Source organism: Acinetobacter pittii (assembly GCF_034064985.1).
GTDB lineage: Bacteria > Pseudomonadota > Gammaproteobacteria > Pseudomonadales > Moraxellaceae > Acinetobacter > Acinetobacter pittii_H.
This window is the reverse complement of the sequence record NZ_CP139249.1, coordinates 1,041,713-1,059,413: the sequence shown is the minus strand read 5'-3', so window position 1 is coordinate 1,059,413 and position 17,701 is coordinate 1,041,713. Positions and strand designations below refer to the sequence as shown.

Genomic DNA, 17,701 nt, shown 5'->3' with positions numbered 1-17,701 from the left:
CTCTATTACCAACGCACTTCGAACTTTTTACGTAACCAAATTGCAAGACTGTTTAAACCAATCATTAATGCAAGTAGTACGATAATCGCAGCGGCAGTACGGCCTTCGAAGAAGTTACGCAACTCATTACCTTGCCATAAGTAAACTTGGACAGGTAAAGCAGTTGCTTGATCAAATGGTGTTGTTGGAATACTTGCAACGAATGCACTCATCCCGATTAAAAGTAAAGGTGCGGTTTCACCAAGTGCATGGGCAACCCCAATAATTGCACCTGTCATAATGCCTGGTAACGCCAACGGTAAAACATGATGGAAAATCGTTTGGAACTTAGAAGCTCCTAAACCAAGTGCCGCTTGTCGAATAGAAGGTGGCACTGCTTTTAATGAAGCACGCGTGGTAATAATCACTGTTGGTAGTGTCATTAAGCTTAAAACCAAACCACCCACCAACGGAGCTGATAAAGGCAAATGCATCCAGCCAATGAAAATTGCAGCACCAAGTAAACCAAATACGATAGAAGGAACAGCAGCAAGGTTATTAATATTTACTTCAATAATGTCGGTAAGAACATTTTTTGGAGCAAACTCTTCGAGATAGATTGCGCTGGCAACACCGATTGGAATCGCAATGATGATCACGATTAGCATCATGAATAATGAACCCATGAATGCACCTGCAAGACCACTAATTGCTGGTGAACTACGTGAGTCAGGGTTCTTAAATAAGTTCAAGTTAAAAGTACTTTCAAGAACGCCTTTTGCTTTTAAGTCATCGGCAAGCTTACGCACTTCTGGATCGAGTTGTTGCTGATCATCTGGTAATGAACGGTCAATATTACCTTTTAACCAAACATCGACGTTCGCATCACCTAAGAAGGTAATATTTTCTTTTTTACCAATGAGTGATGGATCTGCAAAAACCATATCACGTAGGCGATAAGCTTCCGAGCTTGCATATAAACTACTCAAGTAGTCACGTTGTGATGCAAGTGCAGGATCTTTAGCAATCATTCCATTTACAATGATGCCATCCCAATCGACCATACCCATTTTAGTTTGCCAATCAACATAACGTTCTTGGTAATGAGCCGGTGTTTCACCTTGAGTACGTACAGGTACTGGACCCGCATCAATCACTTTAGGGTCAAAATAAATTGGAACATTCATACTGGTTTGCCAAAAAGCAGGTAAACCTTTTGCCAAAATACTACCGAACAAGAGAGCAACGAATGCAAGACCAATAATGACTGCCGAGAAACCCGCAAAACGGAAAGCTTTTTCTTTGCGATGACGTTTAGCCAAAGATTTTTCAATAACCTGTTTACGTCGTTCACGTGTTTCGGCAGCAGTTTTCGGATCAAATACGTTCTGATCCATAGGAGACGATGTATTTGATGTACTCATTCGTATTGCTCACGGTATTTACGCACAATGTAAAGTGCTACGATATTTAATCCCAAGGTAATAACAAATAGTGTTAAACCTAGCGCGAATGCAACCAATGCTTGTGGACTTGAGAAGTCTGTATCTCCAGTCAACTGTTTTACAATAGTTACTGTCACTGTCGAAACAGCTTCAAATGGATTTGCGTGTAAAAGTGGACTGTTCCCTGCTGCTAAAACCACAATCATGGTTTCCCCAACAGCGCGAGAGACTGCCAACAAGAAAGCACCTGTAATACCAGGTAAAGCTGCCGGTAATACAACTTGACGGATTGTTTCAGACTTAGTCGCACCAAGTCCTAAAGAGCCATCACGCAGTGCACGCGGGACTTGAGTAATAATGTCATCAGACAAAGATGAAACAAACGGGATAATCATAATCCCCATGACAAAGCCAGCAGTTAAAGCACTCGTCGCATTAATCTCTAAACCAACATATGCACCCGCTGCTTTAAAGAATGGTCCAATAATCATCATGGCAAACACACCATAAACAATTGTTGGAATACCAGCTAAGACTTCAATTGTCGGTTTCGCCCATGAGCGGAACCATGGTGAAGCATATTCAGCTAAATAAATTGCAATCATTAACCCAACTGGTACAGCAACAAGGAGAGCGATACCACTAACCATGAGCGTACCCCATAGCAATGGTAACAAACCATAACTGCCTTCAGCATTACCGGAAGTACTAAAGCCCGGATTCCATTCTGTACCAAAGAAAAAGTCTACTGGACTAACAAAACGGAAGAAGTGCATTGCTTCGCCAAACATCGACATTACGATACCGATGGTGGTTAAAATCGCAACACCAGAACATAAAATCAAACCAACATTAATGGCACGTTCAACTTGGTTACGAGCACGATATTGTTGGCTGATTTTTTTCTTTGCCCAAACCAACCCCAATAAAGCAGCACAAATTACAACAGCAAATTTGGCAAAAGAGCCAATGGTTTGAAATTTTGCAAACTGTTGAGCAGCAGCTAATTCATAAGCAGCTGGTTTATCACTTACACCAAAACCTGAAGCAATTGATTGAACACGATCAATCAGTACACTTCTGCCCGCTTCATCAAGAGATGCACTTACAGAGGCCGGAATATTATTAAAAATAATATGATTTAAAATACTTGGTTCAACCAAGTTCCAAATGATCAAAATTAAAAAAGCAGGGATACCGCACCAAAGACCAACCAGTGCACCATAATAACCAGGACGAGAATGTAACGTCGCCGAGTTGCTTCCCTTACCTGCTATGTTACGGCTCTTTCTCAGCCCAAGTTGATATGCGATGGCCACAAGGGCTAACAACACACCGATAAGTAGCAGATTCATGTACTCTCCACTGTTTTCTCAATTGTCATAATTTGGAAAAACAAGTTAGACAAAAAGGCTGATGAACCCTTGAGATCACCAGCCTTCATTCAAACTAACTTATTTAACAGTTTTACCTGCTTTAAAGTCAGCCAAAACTTTTGCACGTTCAGCATCAGACATCGCGATTAAACCATCACGCTCAGCTTTAGAACCTTTACCAGTCGCTTTTTTGCTTACGAAATATTCTACATATTGCGGTAAGCCTTTAACTGATTTTAAGTGTTCACCTTTCACGTAGAAGTACAATGGACGAGATACAGGGTATGTACCATTCAATACTGTCTTCTCAGATGGAACAACGTTGTTTACTGTTGCCACACGTAACTTGTCACGGTTCATGTCATAGAAACTTAAACCAAACACGCCTACTGCGCTTGGAGAAGTCTTTAAGCGAGCCAATGTTTCTGTATAGTCGCCAGCGATTTCAATTACACGGCCATCTTTACGGAAAGTAGAACATGCTTTCTTCTGAGCATCTTTATCTAAGCTCTTGAAGTATTCATATGCTTCACAACCAGCTTCAACCATTTTCTCTTGGAAAACTTCACGAGTACCATGGTTAGATGCAGGGATTACAAGAGTAATCGGCTCATTTGGAAGCGTTTTATCAATTTGGTTCCAGTTTGTATATGGGTTTGGAACTAATTTACCTTTTGAAGGTAACTGTGCAGCTAAAGCAGCGAACACATGATAAGGTTTTAATTTATAAGCTGCTTTGTTTGAGTTAGACGCAAATACGATACCGTCGTAACCAATTTTGATTTCTTGGATTTGTTTTACACCAGCTTTGTTACAAGCTTCAATTTCAGTGCTTTTAATTTTACGAGAAGCATTTGCAACGTCGATTGTGTTATCGCCAACACCTTGACAGAATTGCTTCAAACCAGCAGAAGAACCGCCAGAACCCACTACAGGAGTTTTAAATTGAGGGAAAGTATTACCGAACTCTTCAGCTACAACGCTGGCAAATGGTAATACAGTTGAAGAACCAGCAATTTGAATCGTATCACGAGCTGCATTTGCAGTCGTTGTTACAGCTGCCCCAGTTACTGCTAACGCAATTGCGATTTGACGTGGATTTAAGCGCATTCTGTTCTCTCTCATTAATGCAATAGGTTGTACGTCACTTTTTGTTGAGTGCTTGTACGCTCTTCGATAGCTGCATTGTGAATAGAAAATATGACAATTAAGTTACAGTATGATGACGCTTTAATGATTTTTATAATGTTAGCTGTCACATTATTATTTTTATTTATTATCAGTTATTTAATTCAAACTTCTCGCCTATTTTACAGAAGGTCATCGTATTTATTATGACAATTATTAAAAATATAAAATTTAGTTATTTATAAATTATAAAAATCAAATTTATTATAAATATATTAAAATCCGATAATTTACGATGTTTTTGATTTTATGATTTAAATATTTTCTATGTTTAAAAATATGATTAAAAATTTCTAAAAATAATTATTTTCTTTGTAACATTAAAATAATATGACAAAAGATAAAGGGTTACCAATCTTAAGGTTGATAACCGCAATATCATTGTCAATTTAGACGATCAATTCGATTGTACTTCTGGCATCACTACCATTTTTTTGCGATATTTTAAGAAATACATCACCGCTAAAACAGCAAGCCAGATTGGCCCTAAAATAACAGCCAACCTCATATCTGGTGTAAACGCCATAATAATAAGAATAAAGCATACAAAGCTAATGGTTAAATAGTTACTCCATGGGCTAAGAATACTTTGAAATTTAGTCTGACGTTTTTGCAATTTCATCGCTTTAGTAAATTTCAAATGTGTGACTGAAATCATAAGCCAGTTAATGACAAGCGCTGCGACAACCAACATCATAAAGAGCTGAAAAGCTTGACCAGGAATCAGATAATTTACGACCACACATATTGCTGTAATAGATGCAGAAACAACTGCTGCTGGAACTGGAATACCGCGGCTGTTTACTTTTTTCAAAATTGCCGGAGCATTACCCTGCTCTGCCAAACCATGCAACATACGACTATTACAATAGATACAACTGTTATAAACCGAAATAGCAGCAATCAAGACCACAAAGTTTAGAACGTTCGCAACACCATTACTATTGAGGGACTGGAAAATCATGACAAATGGACTACCGCCTTCTGCCACCATATTCCATGGATAAAGACATAAAAGAATACCGATCGCACCGATATAAAAAATCAGGATGCGGTAAACAATCTGATTTACTGCTTTAGGAATAGTCGTTTCAGGTTTCTTCGTTTCAGCTGCAGCAATACCAATTAATTCCAAACCACCAAATGCAAACATAATAACAGCCAAAGCCATGACAAAACCGTGAATCCCATGCGGGAAGAAACCACCGTGTTGCCATAAATTTGCAATACCTGCTTGCGGACCTGCTGAACCTGAAAATAATAGATAAGCACCAAAGCCAATCATGCTTAAAATCGCAACAATTTTAATGCATGAAAATAAGAACTCCGATTCCCCAAAAAAGCGGACATTTACCAAGTTAATGCCGTTAATTAAAATAAAGAAAAATAAAGCAGTCAGCCATGTCGGAATTTCAGGCCACCAAAACTGTATAAAAGTCCCAATTGCGCTCAGTTCGGCCATACTCACTAGCACGTACAAAACCCAGTAGTTCCAGCCAGACATAAAGCCAGCCATTTTGCCCCAATATTTGTTCGCAAAATAACTAAAAGAACCACTGACCGGCTCTTCAACAACCATTTCACCTAAATGGCGCATAATTAAAAAGGCAATAATTCCTGCAATTGCATATCCTAATAAGATTGAAGGACCTGCCAGTTTAATTGTTTGTGATAGACCTAAGAATAACCCTGTTCCGATCGCCCCTCCGAGTGCGATGAGTTGAATATGCCGATTGGATAAGCCTTGTTTTAACTCGTGCTTATTGTTTGCATCCATAACATTATCTCCAATGTTGGTGTCACTTCCTGTACACCTTTATTCAGCACTATATCCGAAGGCCAAAAACCGACCTTCGGACATAAATAGCTTTAATATGAGTCCATTTAATTTTTGAGAAGACGTGTCCTATCTTCTATTTAAAAAGAGATTGCATCCTTACATTTAACGGGTTGGGAACGCTCCTTTAAAATTTCGTAGCCGCGATCACCGTAGTCAAAACGCGCAATCACAGAGGCAAATTTTTTCAAACTCACCGGCGCATCCATTGCTGGTAGTTTTAATTCAATGAAAGTTAACTGATCATTTTGCTGAACATTGTCTAAAACGCTCTTCAGTTGGCCAGCAGTCTCAACCACGTAAGTGGTATGGCCTTTTTTACCGTTAAATACCGCTGGAATTTCAGTGTATTTCCAGTTTTGCACGTCGTTATAAGCAGCGTTTTCACCCATAATTAGGCGCTCAATGGTGTAGCCGCCATTGTTCAGCAAGAAAATGATTGGTTTTAAACCGTGACGGATAATCGTAGAGAGTTCTTGTACCGTAAGTTGGAATGAACCATCACCAATAAATAAAATTTGACGACGTTCAGGTGCTGCTAACAAACTACCAAGTAAAGCCGGTAAAGTGTAACCAATAGAACCCCAAAGCGGCTGAGCAATATATTTAGCTGTAGCAGGAAGTTTGATACCTGACAAAGCAGAGTTTGATGTTCCTACTTCACCAATAATCACATCATCTTCTTTTAAAAAACCTGAAATGTAGTTCCAAAGCACATCTTGGCTTAACTTTTGTTGAGCTGGAGCTTCAATTACTTTCTGAGGTTGTTTTTCAAGAAGAGGTGTTGTTGATTTACGTGGAGCAACTTTTTTATTTAACTCAACGAGTAACTGACCAATTTCAATACCCGGAAAATCCTGACCAAAAATGTTCAGACCATAAGATTTAATTTCGATGTAGTTTTTGGTCTCAATTTGATGAGTAAATACAGCTGAGCCTACATCGGTAAAGCGTGCGCCAACACCAATTAAGCAGTCGGATTGTTCAATAATATTTTTCACATGCGGTTGGCTTGCCCCACCCACATAAGTGCCAATGTAGCGAGGTGAACCTTCATCCATAATATTTTTTGCAGTATTCATACCTGCAAATGGAATTGAGCATTTTTGAGACAAATCATTTAAAAGTGACGTTACCCCGAAAACCGAAGCTTCATTATCAATTAAAAGCGCTGGACTTTGAGCATTCTCAATAATGTCACAGAGTTTGCTCACCACAGTTTGTAATAATTCAGGTTCAACAGCTGGGTAGCTTAAGTCGAGCGGACGCTCAGATACTTCAATCTTAACGTGAGTAATATCGCCTGGTAGTTGAATGTGTACAGGACGGCGTTCAAGGAAACACTGACGTAATACACGGTCAATTTCAAAAGCTGCATTTGCAGGAGTTAAACGTGTTTGGGCAACTGTGAACTCTTTCATACAGTTCATAATATTGTCATAGTTACCATCGACAAGCGTATGATGTATTAGTGTGCCCTTTTGAACTGCATGTAAAGGCGGAATACCTGAGATATGAATAAGAGGTACATTTTCTGCATAGGCACCTGCAATACCATTAATCGCACTTAAGTCACCTACACCATAAGTGGTTGCCAAGGCAGAAAAACCGTTAATTCGTGCATAACCGTCTGCTGCATAGGCAGCATTTAATTCATTACAATTTCCAATAAATTCGAGTTGTGGGTCTGCTTCGACTTGTTCTAGATATGAGAGGTTAAAATCACCAGGTACACCAAAGAGATGTTGGATACCCATTTGTTTTAAACGAAGATTTAAAAAGTCACCGATTTCTATGAACATTGCTCTATATCCTTTGAGACCAATTTTTATTCCATAGAAAAATAATATTTCATCTATCTTTTAGATTTCGTGCATAATGAAAACGCATTTTAATAAAAATACATGATTTGTGTATCATAAAAGGATTTTATGCAATGGATAAGTTCGACTGGCAAATCATTCAGGCACTACAAAAGAATGGACGGCTCACCAATCAGGAAATAGGAGATTTAATCGGTTTATCAGCTTCTCAATGTTCAAGACGACGACAGTTACTTGAGCAAAAAGGCATAATTTTAGGTTACTCCGCACGCATCCAGCAACAAGCGCTAGGACTGGAAGTCACAGCGATGATTCATATTAATTTAAGGACACATGAAGCAAAATCACAGCAGGCTTTTCAAGAGCTCATTGAAGCTGAAGATAACATTCAAGATGCATTTTCAATTAGTGGTGACGCAGATTTTATTTTAAAAGTCGTTGCTGAAAATTTAGAACAGCTCTCTCAATTTGTGACTGAAAGATTACTTTCTTATAATTTTATTGGTCATATAAAGTCTTACATTGTTCTGAAAAAAATTAAAGAACAGAATCATTTTTTAATCAAACCTAAAAGCATGAGCTATCATCACTCCCAATAAACAGCTCAGCTTTTCACTCATAAAAGTGAAAATAAAAAGGCGGATACTAGATCCGCCTTAAAATTAATATTTAGACTTTACTAATATGAACTGTTTGCCCAATTGTATTTTCAAGCAAGCCTTCCAGACCAAACTCAGCACCTAGACCAGACATTTTCCAGCCACCAAAAGGTGCATGTGGCAGTACTTCTGCATGGGTATTAATCCAGACCGTTCCGCATTGAAGCTGACTAGCATAAGTCTGAGCGGCTTTAATATCAGAAGACCAAATTGAGCCACCTAAACCAAACTCACTATCATTGGCACGAGCAATTGCATCGTTAATATCTGTATATTTTAAAACAGGTAACACAGGGCCAAATTGCTCTTCTTGCACCACGCGGCAAGACTCAGAAACTTCAGTCAAAATAGTTGGTGCAATAAAGTAGCCTTGCTCTGGTACTGGTTGCTGCCCCGAAAGTGCTTTTGCACCTTGTTCAATCGCTTCAGCAATAAGAGCTTTCACTTTGTTATATTGCATCTCGTTTTGTACTGGACCAAATGTTGTAGAAGACGCCATTCCATCACCCACCACTTGGGCGTTGGCAATATCAGCTAACTTTTGAGATAAAGCCTCATATTGGCTTTCATGCACATATAGACGTTTTAACGCCGCGCATGTTTGGCCTGCATTTAAGAAAGCCATATTAAAAATCTTAGCTGCAATTTCATCGATATTTGCATCTGGCAATACAATACCTGCATCATTACCACCCAACTCTAAAGTTAAGTGTTTTAGCTGCTGAGCTGCACCAGCCATAATGTGTTGACCAGTTCGAGTTGATCCCGTAAACACGACTTTTTGCACATCTGGATGAGAAGATAATGCTTCGCCAATTTCACCCGCACCAACCACAATTGAAATTACGCCAGCAGGAACTTCTTGCTGAATGATTTCACATAAACGCAAAGTTGAGAGTGGCGTGTATTCAGAAGGTTTACTAATGACCACGTTGCCCGCACGTAATGCAGGCATGATATGCCAAACCGCAATCATCAGTGGCCAGTTCCAAGGAGTAATTGAAGCTACTACTCCTAATGGTTGGCGATGGCGTTCAATGCGCTTGGTTTCACTGTCTTCAATTACTTCTACAGGCAAATCCATAGCAGCCGCATAGCGAGTCCAGCCAATTGCACCCTGCACTTCCATTTGTGCAAGTGCGAGTGGCTTACCTTGTTCAAGCACAACCAACTCTGCAAGCATTTCAGCATGCTTTTCAATACCGTCAGCAATTTTATTTAAAATTGATTTACGTTCATCGTGCGAGACTTGTTGCCAAGCTTTAGATACCTGTTTAGCTGCACTCACTGCTTGATTTACCTGCGCAACCGAAGCTTTTGCACAACGTGCAGCAGTTAAGCCAGTAGCAGGGTTAAGAATTTCCAGTTCGCCTTGCTCACCTGAACAAAGTTGACCGCCAATAATAAGTTTAAACTCATTGAGCATATTCGCTTGTTGCATTTCTTCTTCCTTGTCTTAATTGTAATTACAGCCACTTACTTTTTTCAGTTAACGCGGGATTATTTAAAGTAAGTACGATATTGATATAACAATGTGACCAAAATATTGGGGACATACCAATACAATAAGAAATTTGCTTCCCATAAATCATGTATAATTATTTTTGTTTTGTGAAAATATGCATGATTTGTGCATGTATTCTTTTCTTCATACACAATTCAAATAAAAACAATCTGCAATAAAAAAGCCCGGTAATAAACCGAGCTTTTTTTTGTTATCAACTCAATTAGTCGATTGGTGGTACATAGTTACCAGAAGCAATTGCGTCTTTAATGCGTTCAGCTTCAGCCAATACTTGACCTAAAAGGTTTTTAACGTTTTCGAATGTCACAACAGGGCTTAATGTTGTCATTTTCAATGACTGTACATTACCAACTTTTGTTACACCGATATTTGCCTCACCACGTGCAAACAATTCGTCCGCTACGTTTTGGTTCAAGCTATCGATAAACTCAACTGGGTAGCCTTGTGGTACAACGCGGAATAATACCGAAGCAAACTGTGGTTCAACTAAAAGTTCTAAACCATCAGTTGCCTTGATGTAATCTGCAACTTCACGAGTAAGTTTTACACCATGGTCAATCATTGAACCATAAAGGTCTTCACCTAGTGATTCGATTGTCATCCACAATTTCAATGCATCAAAACGACGAGTCGTTTGTAATGACTTAGATACAAGGTTTGGTACACCGTGCTCTTCGTCATAAGCAGAGTTCAAGTATTCAGCTTCATAGTGCATGAAACGATAGTTCGCCTCATCTTTCAACAAGAACGCGCCACAGCTAATGCTTTGGAAATAATGCTTATGGAAGTCGAGAGTAATTGAGTCAGACAACTCAATACCATCAAGCATTGCACGATAGTCATTTGACAGAATTAATGCACCGCCCCATGCCGCATCGATATGCATCCATGAACCATATTTATTGGTAATTTCACGGATTTTCTTCAATGGGTCAATTGCACCAGCATCAGTCGTACCTGCTGTCGCAACGACACAAGCAACAACTTTACCTTCAGACTGAAGATGCGCCATCGTTTTTTCGAGAGCATCTACATCCATTTGTGCATTTTCATTCACAGGAACAGTTACAACCGACTGGAAGCCCATGCCCATCATTGCCATGTTCTTTTGCACAGAGAAATGCGCATTTTCAGAACAAATGACTTTAACGTTTTTCATTGCATCGGCAGGAATACCATCACGCTGTACAGACCATGGATTACCATTTTCGTCTTTCCAGTTTTTCGAGATGCACCAGTCACGAGCAAGTAACACACCCATCAAGTTAGATTGAGTACCGCCAGAAGTGAAAACACCAGCCTGACCAGAACCATAACCCACTTTTTGACGCAACCAATCAATGAGCTGAACTTCCATTAATGAACCTGCAGGGCTTTGATCCCATGAGTCCATAGACTGGTTAGTTGCATTGATTAACACTTCCGCGATCTGGCTCATCACCATGGTTGGGCAGTGTAAATGTGCTAATGAATGTGGATGGTGTACTTTCAAGCTTTTATTTAAGAAAAGCTCAATCATACGTTGAAGAGATTCTTGTACACCCATACCTTCTTTTGAAGGTTGGAAAGAAATTGCTGAACGCAATTCTTTAATGCTACCACCAGTGTACATCTTTTCATTTTGCAACCATGCTGAAACGGCTTTTACCGCTTCGCCCATTGCTGACTCATAGTCAGCAATGGATTGTGCATCATTGCAGAGTAACGCTTTACGATGTTCTGCAAAATCCACCATACTTATGCGCCTCGTACTGCAACCAATGCTTCTGCAATTGCTTTCTTAAAGCGAGCAACTACTTCAACACACTCGTCTTGAGTGATGATAAGCGGGCAAAGTAAACGAATTACTGTACCGTTACGACCACCTTTTTCAAGCAATAATTTATTGTTGAAACAAGCAGTTTGAATTGCAGCAGCTAATTGTGAATCAGCAGGATGCGAACCAATACGATCAGCTGGTTTACGCTCGTCAACAATCTCAACACCGATCATTAAACCGCGACCACGTACGTTACCGATACATGGGAATTCTTGAGCTAATTTTTTGAATTCAGCTTGTAAGAAGTCACCACGCTCTTGCGCATTTTGAGCAAGATTTTGTTCGCTAATCGTTTTTAATACGACAAGACCAGTACCCATAGCAAGTTGGTTACCACGGAAAGTACCCGTGTGACCAGCAGGTTGCCAAGCATCAAATTTACGTTTAATACCTAATACTGCAAGTGGTAAACCACCACCTACTGCTTTAGACATTACAACAACATCAGGTTCAATACCTGCATGTTCAAATGCAAACATTTTGCCTGAACGTGCAAAGCCAGCTTGAACTTCGTCTAAAATTAAAACGATGTTGTGCTTTTCAGTCACTTCACGGATTTTTTGCAACCATTTTACTGGAGCTGTAACGACACCGCCTTCACCTTGAATCGCTTCAAGAATAACAGCAGCCGGTTTTGTTACACCGCTTTCTACATCTTCAATAAAGTTTTCAAAGTAGTAAGTTAAAGCGTCAACACCAGCTTCACCACCTAAACCAAGTGGGCAGCGGTATTCATGCGGATATGGCATGAATTGTACGCCTGGCATTAAACCGTTAACTGCATTTTTTGCACTTAAGTTACCAGTCATAGCAAGCGCACCATGGGTCATACCATGATAACCGCCAGAGAAACTGATCACTGAACTACGGCCAGTGTAAGTCTTAGCAAGTTTAATTGCTGCTTCAGTTGCGTCTGCACCAGCAGGACCACAGAACTGCAAGCAATATTCTTCTTTACCACCAGGTAAATATGCTAACAATGCTTCAGTGAATGCATCTTTTAAAGGTGTGGTTAAGTCTAAAGTATGCAATGGCAAACCACTTGCCAATGTATCTTGAATACTTTGAATCACCGCAGGATGATTATGACCTAAAGCCAATGTACCTGCCCCAGCTAAACAATCAAGGTACTGTGTACCTTCAACATCAGTAACCCAGCATCCTTGTGCTTTCGCTATCGCTAACGGTAATTTACGTGGATAGCTACGAACATTTGATTCCATTTGACTTTGGCGAGTCAAATAATATTCGTTAGTAGCATTAGTGGCAGGGTTAACGGAAGTAACGCTCATATCGGATTACCATCTCTGATAGGGGTAGAAAGAAATAAGTCTGGTGACGATTGGTCCTTTGACTCGGTGCTTTATAGAACTAGCAAAGACACTTATTTTATATCTTGTAACTAGGAGCGCGATGATACCTAATTTTACAAGAAAAAAAACGTCTTTTATGTACTTTACTCATCTAATCTTATTGAAAAAATGTATCATCCCAATAGTTATGATGAATTATCATCATACTATGTGACAACCTAAAGAAAATATTCTTTTTTTATATTACTTTGATTTTTTAAGTTACATTGAAACACTTTAATTTTAAGTTTTTAATTTTTAAAGACTTTATATTTACCAAAATTTAAAAAAACCTGATTTTAATATTACAAATACGCCACAAAATCTGCAAAAGTTATGCATAAGTTATGTTTAACATTTCTTAATGAAAAAAATTAAATTTATATTAATTTTTAAAGGAAAAATTTATGCGTACTTTAGCCGTCTCTACCCTTCTTTTAGGTTCCCTCCTTAGCCCTTTAGTTTTTGCTCAGGATGATAATGCTTTGAACTACAATATTGTGAATGTACAAGCTGAAGCTTCTCGCCAAGTTTCAAACGATGAAATGCATGCAACTTTATATATTGAAAAAAGTAACAAACAACCAGCCGAACTTTCAAATCAAATTAATCAATTGATGAATCAAGCGCTTAATATTTCTCGTAAATATCCTCAAGTAAAAGTGGAAACTGGCGCTCAGAGCACTTATCCAATTTACGATAATGATAGCAATAAGTTAAAAGAATGGCGTGGCCGCGCTGAAATCCGTCTTGAAAGTAAAGACTTTAAAGCTGCTAGCCAGTTAGTAAACGAATTACAGCAAAACTTCCAAACTCAATCGATTAATTTTACAGTTTCTGATGAACAACGTAAAAAAGTTGAAAATGAGTTGATGGTAGAAGCATCTAAAAACTTTCAACAACGCGCTCAAATGTTAACTCAAGCATGGAATAAAAACCAATATACATTGGTTAATCTGAACTTGAATACCAACAACTATTTCCCACAACCTGTAATGCGTGCCAGCATGGCTAAATTCGCTGCTGCTGAAGCGGCTCCAGCTCAAGACATGGCAGCTGGTGAGTCTAAAATTACTGTAAATGCAAACGGTTCAATTCAATTTAAATAATTTTTTCATCAAAAAAGCCGCATGAAAGATGCGGCTTTTTTATGGGTAGAACAAAATATTTAACTCAAATTTTGCAAAGAATCCCACGCGGCTTTTGCCAAAATATCTTTATAAACTTTAGGATTTGAGGTAACTCGTTGTGATAACCATGCACGGCAATAATTTTCTGTTGATCCAATGACTAATGAGAGTAATAACTCATGAGGTATAGTTTTTAAAAATCCGGCCTCAGCATACTTTGAAATTTCACTAAAGATTTTCTGATTTCTTAATTTATTTTTTTGAACAAGACGCTCTTGATCCTCACCCTGCATCACACTAAAACGAGCAGATATTAAAAATTTAGCAAACTCAGGTTGTTCACTTACCCAATCAATATAACTATGAATAAAAGCATATAAAACGTCTTGAAGGGATTTTGCGCCTTCCAGATAGTCATCTCTTAACGCCGCTTGGTCATCTAAAGCAGCAAAGAATAAAGTCGCAACGATTCCTTCTTTATTTTTAAAGTGGTGATAAATAGCCCCTACACTACTGTCAGATTTTGAACGAATCATCTCAATACTTGTGGTTTCAATTCCATTTTCCAAGAAACAAGACAAAGCATCTAACAAAATCTGTCTCTTTAAAGCAGCTCTTCTGCCTGGATATAACCGTTCTAATAACTCTTGTGCAGATTGCATTCTTTGTTCCCCAACCAGTTATCGGAGATATTCTGAATGACTTGACTCGCTTTTGTAAACAGAATTATATTCTTTAACAGAACATAATTCTGTTTTTTATTATATGGAGCCTTAAATCATGGCAACCACTTTAGAACTTTGGAACAAAGTGTCTGCTTTTCCGAAAGGAAAATGGACTTTCTCACGCATGCTATGTTTAAAAGCACCGTATTTCGGTAGTATTTCCCCGCTCTTTATCGACTTAAAACCCAACTATTGCGAAATCGCCATTAAGAAAAAACGTTCAGTTCTCAATCATATTGGAACAGTTCATGCGATTGCGATGTGTAATATGGCAGAGCTAGCAGGTGGCACAATGACAGAAGTTACTGTGCCTTCTACACATCGCTGGATTCCTAAAGGTATGACGGTCGAATATTTAAAAAAGGCAGAAACAGACCTCATTGCAGTTGCAACGCCTGTAGAAAAAAATTATGACTGGGAGAAAGCTGGAGAATATTTAGTGAATGTAGAGGTCTATGATTCGCAAAAAGATAAAGTTTTTCAGGCTACGATTACCATGTGGATTTCTAAAAAGAAATAATAAAAAAGCCCTGAACTCATCAGGGCTTTTTTTGACTTATTTTTTAAAAGGTAAAGCATATTTAAAGATACGGCCTACCACCTGTCCAAACTGTTTAGCCAGACTTGCGTTGTTATAATTTAGGCCATATTTTTTACATACAGCTTCCACTTTTGGAGCCATTTGGCGATAACGACGCGCTGGAATATCTGGGAATAAATGGTGCTCAATCTGATGGCTCAAATGTCCACTTAAAATATGTAATGCTTCTGAACCTTTCAAGTTTGAAGAACCACGAATCTGGCGCATATACCAGTGACCACGGCTCTCTTCTTGTAAAACCGACTTTGGAAATACTTCTGCATCTTTTGTAAAATGACCACAGAAAATAATTGTAAATGTCCAGATATTACGAAGACCATTAGCAACTAAGTTACCAGTAAATACAGGTAACGCTGCTGGACCTGCAATTAAAGGGAAGAAAACGTAATCTTTGAAAAGCTGGGTACCAATCTTTTTATTAACTGGTTTTAACTCTTCCAAGAATTTTGCCATGCTTTTACGTTTATAAAGGACACGTCCAATTTCAAGATTCTGAATAGCTACGCCCCATTGGAACAATAAACAAAATGGGATGCTATAAACAGGTTGAAGTAAGAAACCTGGCTTCCAGCGTTGCTCTGGGAATAAACGAAGTAAACCGTAACCAATATCATCATCAATACCTTTAATGTTGGTATAGGTGTGATGTTTATAGTTATGAGTTTGGCGCCAGTTATCAGAAGTACCGACAGTATCCCACTCGTAAGTTTGACCATTAAATTTAGGATCGTTCATCCAGTCATATTGACCGTGCATCACATTATGACCAAGTTCCATGTTTTCCATAATTTTAGAGAAGCCTAATAGGCCTGTTCCTAAAATCCACGCTGGTGGGAACCAACCTGCAAACAAACATGCACGGCCTAAAAAGCTACTATAACGAATTGCAGCATAAACACGGCGGATATATTTAGCGTCTTTCTCGCCCAAATCATCCAATACTTCTTGCTTGATCTGATCGAGCTCTTTTGCAAATGCATCAAGTTCTGCTGGAGTCAAATCACGATTTTTAGGATTTTTAAAATATTCGACTTTCACTGGCATATTCATAAGAGGTCTCTCTTAAAGATCAATAACTAGATCGGATTGTGCTGAGTTCACACAAATTTTGAGTAATTGGCTTGGTTCAGTATTTTCACTACCGTTGAGTAAATTACGTGTTGAACCTTGTGTTTTACTACAAACACATTTATTACAAATTCCCATACGGCAACCATGAGTCGGTTTAACACCTTCATGTTCAAGGCTGACCAAAATTGATTGGCCTTTAGGAATTGCAATCACCTTATTAGACTGGGTTAATGTGACATTCACATAACCAATATCATCAGCAGAGCTTTCATTTGTTAAGCTAAAGGCTTCTGTTAAAACGGCTGGAGCGTTTTCAAATAACTGCTCAACAGTCGCTACAAAGCCAGAAGGTCCACACGCATAAATTGTGCTGTTTTCGATATCATCAACTAATGCTAAATGCTCTGCATTTAAACGTTCATCATTTGGGGTTTCTTGTGTATAGAAAACCTGATAATTAAAGTTCGGATATTGCTGTGCAACTTTTTCAAAGTACTCAACGAAAGCGGCATCTGAACGTTGTTTCACCCAATATAAAAGTTGTACCTGAACTTTATCTAACTGCTGGCTTTGTTTAATCGCAGTAATTAGGCTCAACATTGGGGTAATACCACTACCCGCAGCCAACATAATTAAATTCGGTGTTTTGATGTTTTGTTGCATGTCACCATAAGGTTGACCAAGCTCAAAAACATCACCGATTTTGCTTTCAGAAATAAACCAGTTACTAACAATACCGTCTGCAACTTTTTTTACGGTTAAACGTAAGTGCTGCGCATCAATTTGCGTCAAACTATAAGTACGTTCATAGCGACGACCGGCAATTTCTACAATTACAGGATGATGCTGGCCTGCAACGCCCATTTTCACTAAGCGGTTACATTTTAGCGTCAAGCTCACCATGTCGTGAGCGACAAATTCTTTTTTTACAATTTGAACAAGGCCATGTTTTACAGACCATAAAGGATTAACTTTTTGTAGCCAGAAATTAGCCATTTCTTTATCAAAGATGGCTTGTGTCAATGAATTGAATAGAGAATTTCTCTTTTCGATTGCTTGCATAACTGAGGCTCTGTCGCTCTTTTTTAATTATTATACACATGTATATATATTTGTATATACACCCGTACTTTTAATTACAATTTCACAAGTTCAGCTTCTAAGGCTATAA

At 38.7% G+C, this 17,701-nt stretch carries 14 protein-coding genes; 3 read left to right on the top strand and 11 right to left on the bottom strand.

Features of this window, described 5'->3' with window-relative positions:
• Positions 1–5: 5 nt before the first annotated feature.
• The 5 genes from pstA to SOI76_RS04970 all read right to left on the bottom strand — a co-directional run bounded on the left by pstA (position 6) and on the right by SOI76_RS04970 (position 7,627).
• Positions 6–1,403: a phosphate ABC transporter permease PstA gene (gene pstA / locus SOI76_RS04990; protein WP_005067953.1), complete on the bottom strand. Its 1,398-nt coding sequence runs from the start codon at positions 1,401–1,403 to the stop codon at positions 6–8.
• The gene (pstC, locus tag SOI76_RS04985) at positions 1,400–2,779 is read right to left on the bottom strand and encodes a phosphate ABC transporter permease subunit PstC (protein ID WP_104079116.1); all 1,380 of its coding nucleotides are present in this window, start codon (positions 2,777–2,779) and stop codon (positions 1,400–1,402) included. The genes pstA and pstC overlap by 4 nt, the downstream gene beginning before the upstream one ends.
• A gap of 99 nt (positions 2,780–2,878) precedes the next feature.
• Positions 2,879–3,910 carry a substrate-binding domain-containing protein gene (sphX, locus tag SOI76_RS04980; protein WP_057074368.1) on the bottom strand — a complete coding sequence of 344 codons (1,032 nt, stop codon included), beginning with the start codon at positions 3,908–3,910 and terminating at the stop codon, positions 2,879–2,881.
• A gap of 475 nt (positions 3,911–4,385) precedes the next feature.
• Complete coding sequence (locus SOI76_RS04975) at positions 4,386–5,765, bottom strand: amino acid permease (protein ID WP_104079117.1); 1,380 nt, start codon at positions 5,763–5,765, stop codon at positions 4,386–4,388.
• Positions 5,766–5,905: 140 nt separating this feature from the next.
• Complete coding sequence (locus SOI76_RS04970; protein ID WP_057074366.1) at positions 5,906–7,627, bottom strand: alpha-keto acid decarboxylase family protein; 1,722 nt, start codon at positions 7,625–7,627, stop codon at positions 5,906–5,908.
• A 134-nt stretch (positions 7,628–7,761) separates the two neighbouring features.
• Between SOI76_RS04970 and SOI76_RS04965 the strand changes: the two genes are divergently transcribed.
• Positions 7,762–8,247, top strand: coding sequence for an Lrp/AsnC family transcriptional regulator (locus tag SOI76_RS04965; protein WP_016140351.1), 486 nt, complete (start codon positions 7,762–7,764; stop codon positions 8,245–8,247).
• Positions 8,248–8,317: 70 nt separating this feature from the next.
• Here the strand turns inward: SOI76_RS04965 and SOI76_RS04960 are convergent, their stop codons facing one another.
• The 3 genes from SOI76_RS04960 to dat form a co-directional block, all read right to left on the bottom strand.
• Positions 8,318–9,748 (bottom strand): aldehyde dehydrogenase family protein, encoded by a 1,431-nt coding sequence (locus SOI76_RS04960; RefSeq protein ID WP_104079118.1) that lies wholly within the window; start codon positions 9,746–9,748, stop codon positions 8,318–8,320.
• 286 nt (positions 9,749–10,034) lie between these two features.
• Entirely contained in the window at positions 10,035–11,567 is a 1,533-nt protein-coding gene (gene ddc, locus SOI76_RS04955) for a pyridoxal phosphate-dependent decarboxylase family protein (RefSeq protein ID WP_057062827.1), read from the bottom strand.
• 2 nt (positions 11,568–11,569) lie between these two features.
• The gene (gene dat, locus SOI76_RS04950; protein WP_002118718.1) at positions 11,570–12,943 is read right to left on the bottom strand and encodes a diaminobutyrate--2-oxoglutarate transaminase; all 1,374 of its coding nucleotides are present in this window, start codon (positions 12,941–12,943) and stop codon (positions 11,570–11,572) included.
• 467 nt (positions 12,944–13,410) lie between these two features.
• Between dat and SOI76_RS04945 the strand changes: the two genes are divergently transcribed.
• Entirely contained in the window at positions 13,411–14,112 is a 702-nt protein-coding gene (locus tag SOI76_RS04945; protein ID WP_104079119.1) for an SIMPL domain-containing protein, read from the top strand.
• Between the two features lie 59 nt (positions 14,113–14,171).
• Here SOI76_RS04945 and SOI76_RS04940 read toward each other — a convergent pair whose 3' ends face one another.
• The gene (locus tag SOI76_RS04940) at positions 14,172–14,795 is read right to left on the bottom strand and encodes a TetR/AcrR family transcriptional regulator (RefSeq protein WP_069123805.1); all 624 of its coding nucleotides are present in this window, start codon (positions 14,793–14,795) and stop codon (positions 14,172–14,174) included.
• Positions 14,796–14,913: 118 nt separating this feature from the next.
• On the opposite strand from SOI76_RS04940, the gene SOI76_RS04935 reads away from it, so the two are divergent.
• Positions 14,914–15,378 carry a hotdog fold domain-containing protein gene (locus SOI76_RS04935; protein ID WP_104079120.1) on the top strand — a complete coding sequence of 155 codons (465 nt, stop codon included), beginning with the start codon at positions 14,914–14,916 and terminating at the stop codon, positions 15,376–15,378.
• A 36-nt stretch (positions 15,379–15,414) separates the two neighbouring features.
• Here SOI76_RS04935 and SOI76_RS04930 read toward each other — a convergent pair whose 3' ends face one another.
• Positions 15,415–16,509, bottom strand: a complete 1,095-nt coding sequence (locus tag SOI76_RS04930; RefSeq protein WP_016140345.1) for a fatty acid desaturase family protein — start codon at positions 16,507–16,509, stop codon at positions 15,415–15,417.
• A gap of 12 nt (positions 16,510–16,521) precedes the next feature.
• On the bottom strand, positions 16,522–17,592 hold the full coding sequence (locus SOI76_RS04925) for a ferredoxin reductase (protein WP_104079121.1): 1,071 nt from the start codon (positions 17,590–17,592) through the stop codon (positions 16,522–16,524).
• Positions 17,593–17,701: the final 109 nt, after the last annotated feature.

Bases quoted from the DNA above. Each gene is read 5' to 3' on its own strand.
- pstA (WP_005067953.1), bottom strand. From the start codon at position 1,403: ATGAGTACATCAAATACATCGTCTCCTATGGATCAGAACGTATTTGAT.
- pstC (WP_104079116.1), bottom strand. From the start codon at position 2,779: ATGAATCTGCTACTTATCGGTGTGTTGTTAGCCCTTGTGGCCATCGCA.
- sphX (WP_057074368.1), bottom strand. From the start codon at position 3,910: ATGCGCTTAAATCCACGTCAAATCGCAATTGCGTTAGCAGTAACTGGG.
- SOI76_RS04975 (WP_104079117.1), bottom strand. From the start codon at position 5,765: ATGGATGCAAACAATAAGCACGAGTTAAAACAAGGCTTATCCAATCGG.
- SOI76_RS04970 (WP_057074366.1), bottom strand. From the start codon at position 7,627: ATGTTCATAGAAATCGGTGACTTTTTAAATCTTCGTTTAAAACAAATG.
- SOI76_RS04965 (WP_016140351.1), top strand. From the start codon at position 7,762: ATGGATAAGTTCGACTGGCAAATCATTCAGGCACTACAAAAGAATGGA.
- SOI76_RS04960 (WP_104079118.1), bottom strand. From the start codon at position 9,748: ATGCAACAAGCGAATATGCTCAATGAGTTTAAACTTATTATTGGCGGT.
- ddc (WP_057062827.1), bottom strand. From the start codon at position 11,567: ATGGTGGATTTTGCAGAACATCGTAAAGCGTTACTCTGCAATGATGCA.
- dat (WP_002118718.1), bottom strand. From the start codon at position 12,943: ATGAGCGTTACTTCCGTTAACCCTGCCACTAATGCTACTAACGAATAT.
- SOI76_RS04945 (WP_104079119.1), top strand. From the start codon at position 13,411: ATGCGTACTTTAGCCGTCTCTACCCTTCTTTTAGGTTCCCTCCTTAGC.
- SOI76_RS04940 (WP_069123805.1), bottom strand. From the start codon at position 14,795: ATGCAATCTGCACAAGAGTTATTAGAACGGTTATATCCAGGCAGAAGA.
- SOI76_RS04935 (WP_104079120.1), top strand. From the start codon at position 14,914: ATGGCAACCACTTTAGAACTTTGGAACAAAGTGTCTGCTTTTCCGAAA.
- SOI76_RS04930 (WP_016140345.1), bottom strand. From the start codon at position 16,509: ATGAATATGCCAGTGAAAGTCGAATATTTTAAAAATCCTAAAAATCGT.
- SOI76_RS04925 (WP_104079121.1), bottom strand. From the start codon at position 17,592: ATGCAAGCAATCGAAAAGAGAAATTCTCTATTCAATTCATTGACACAA.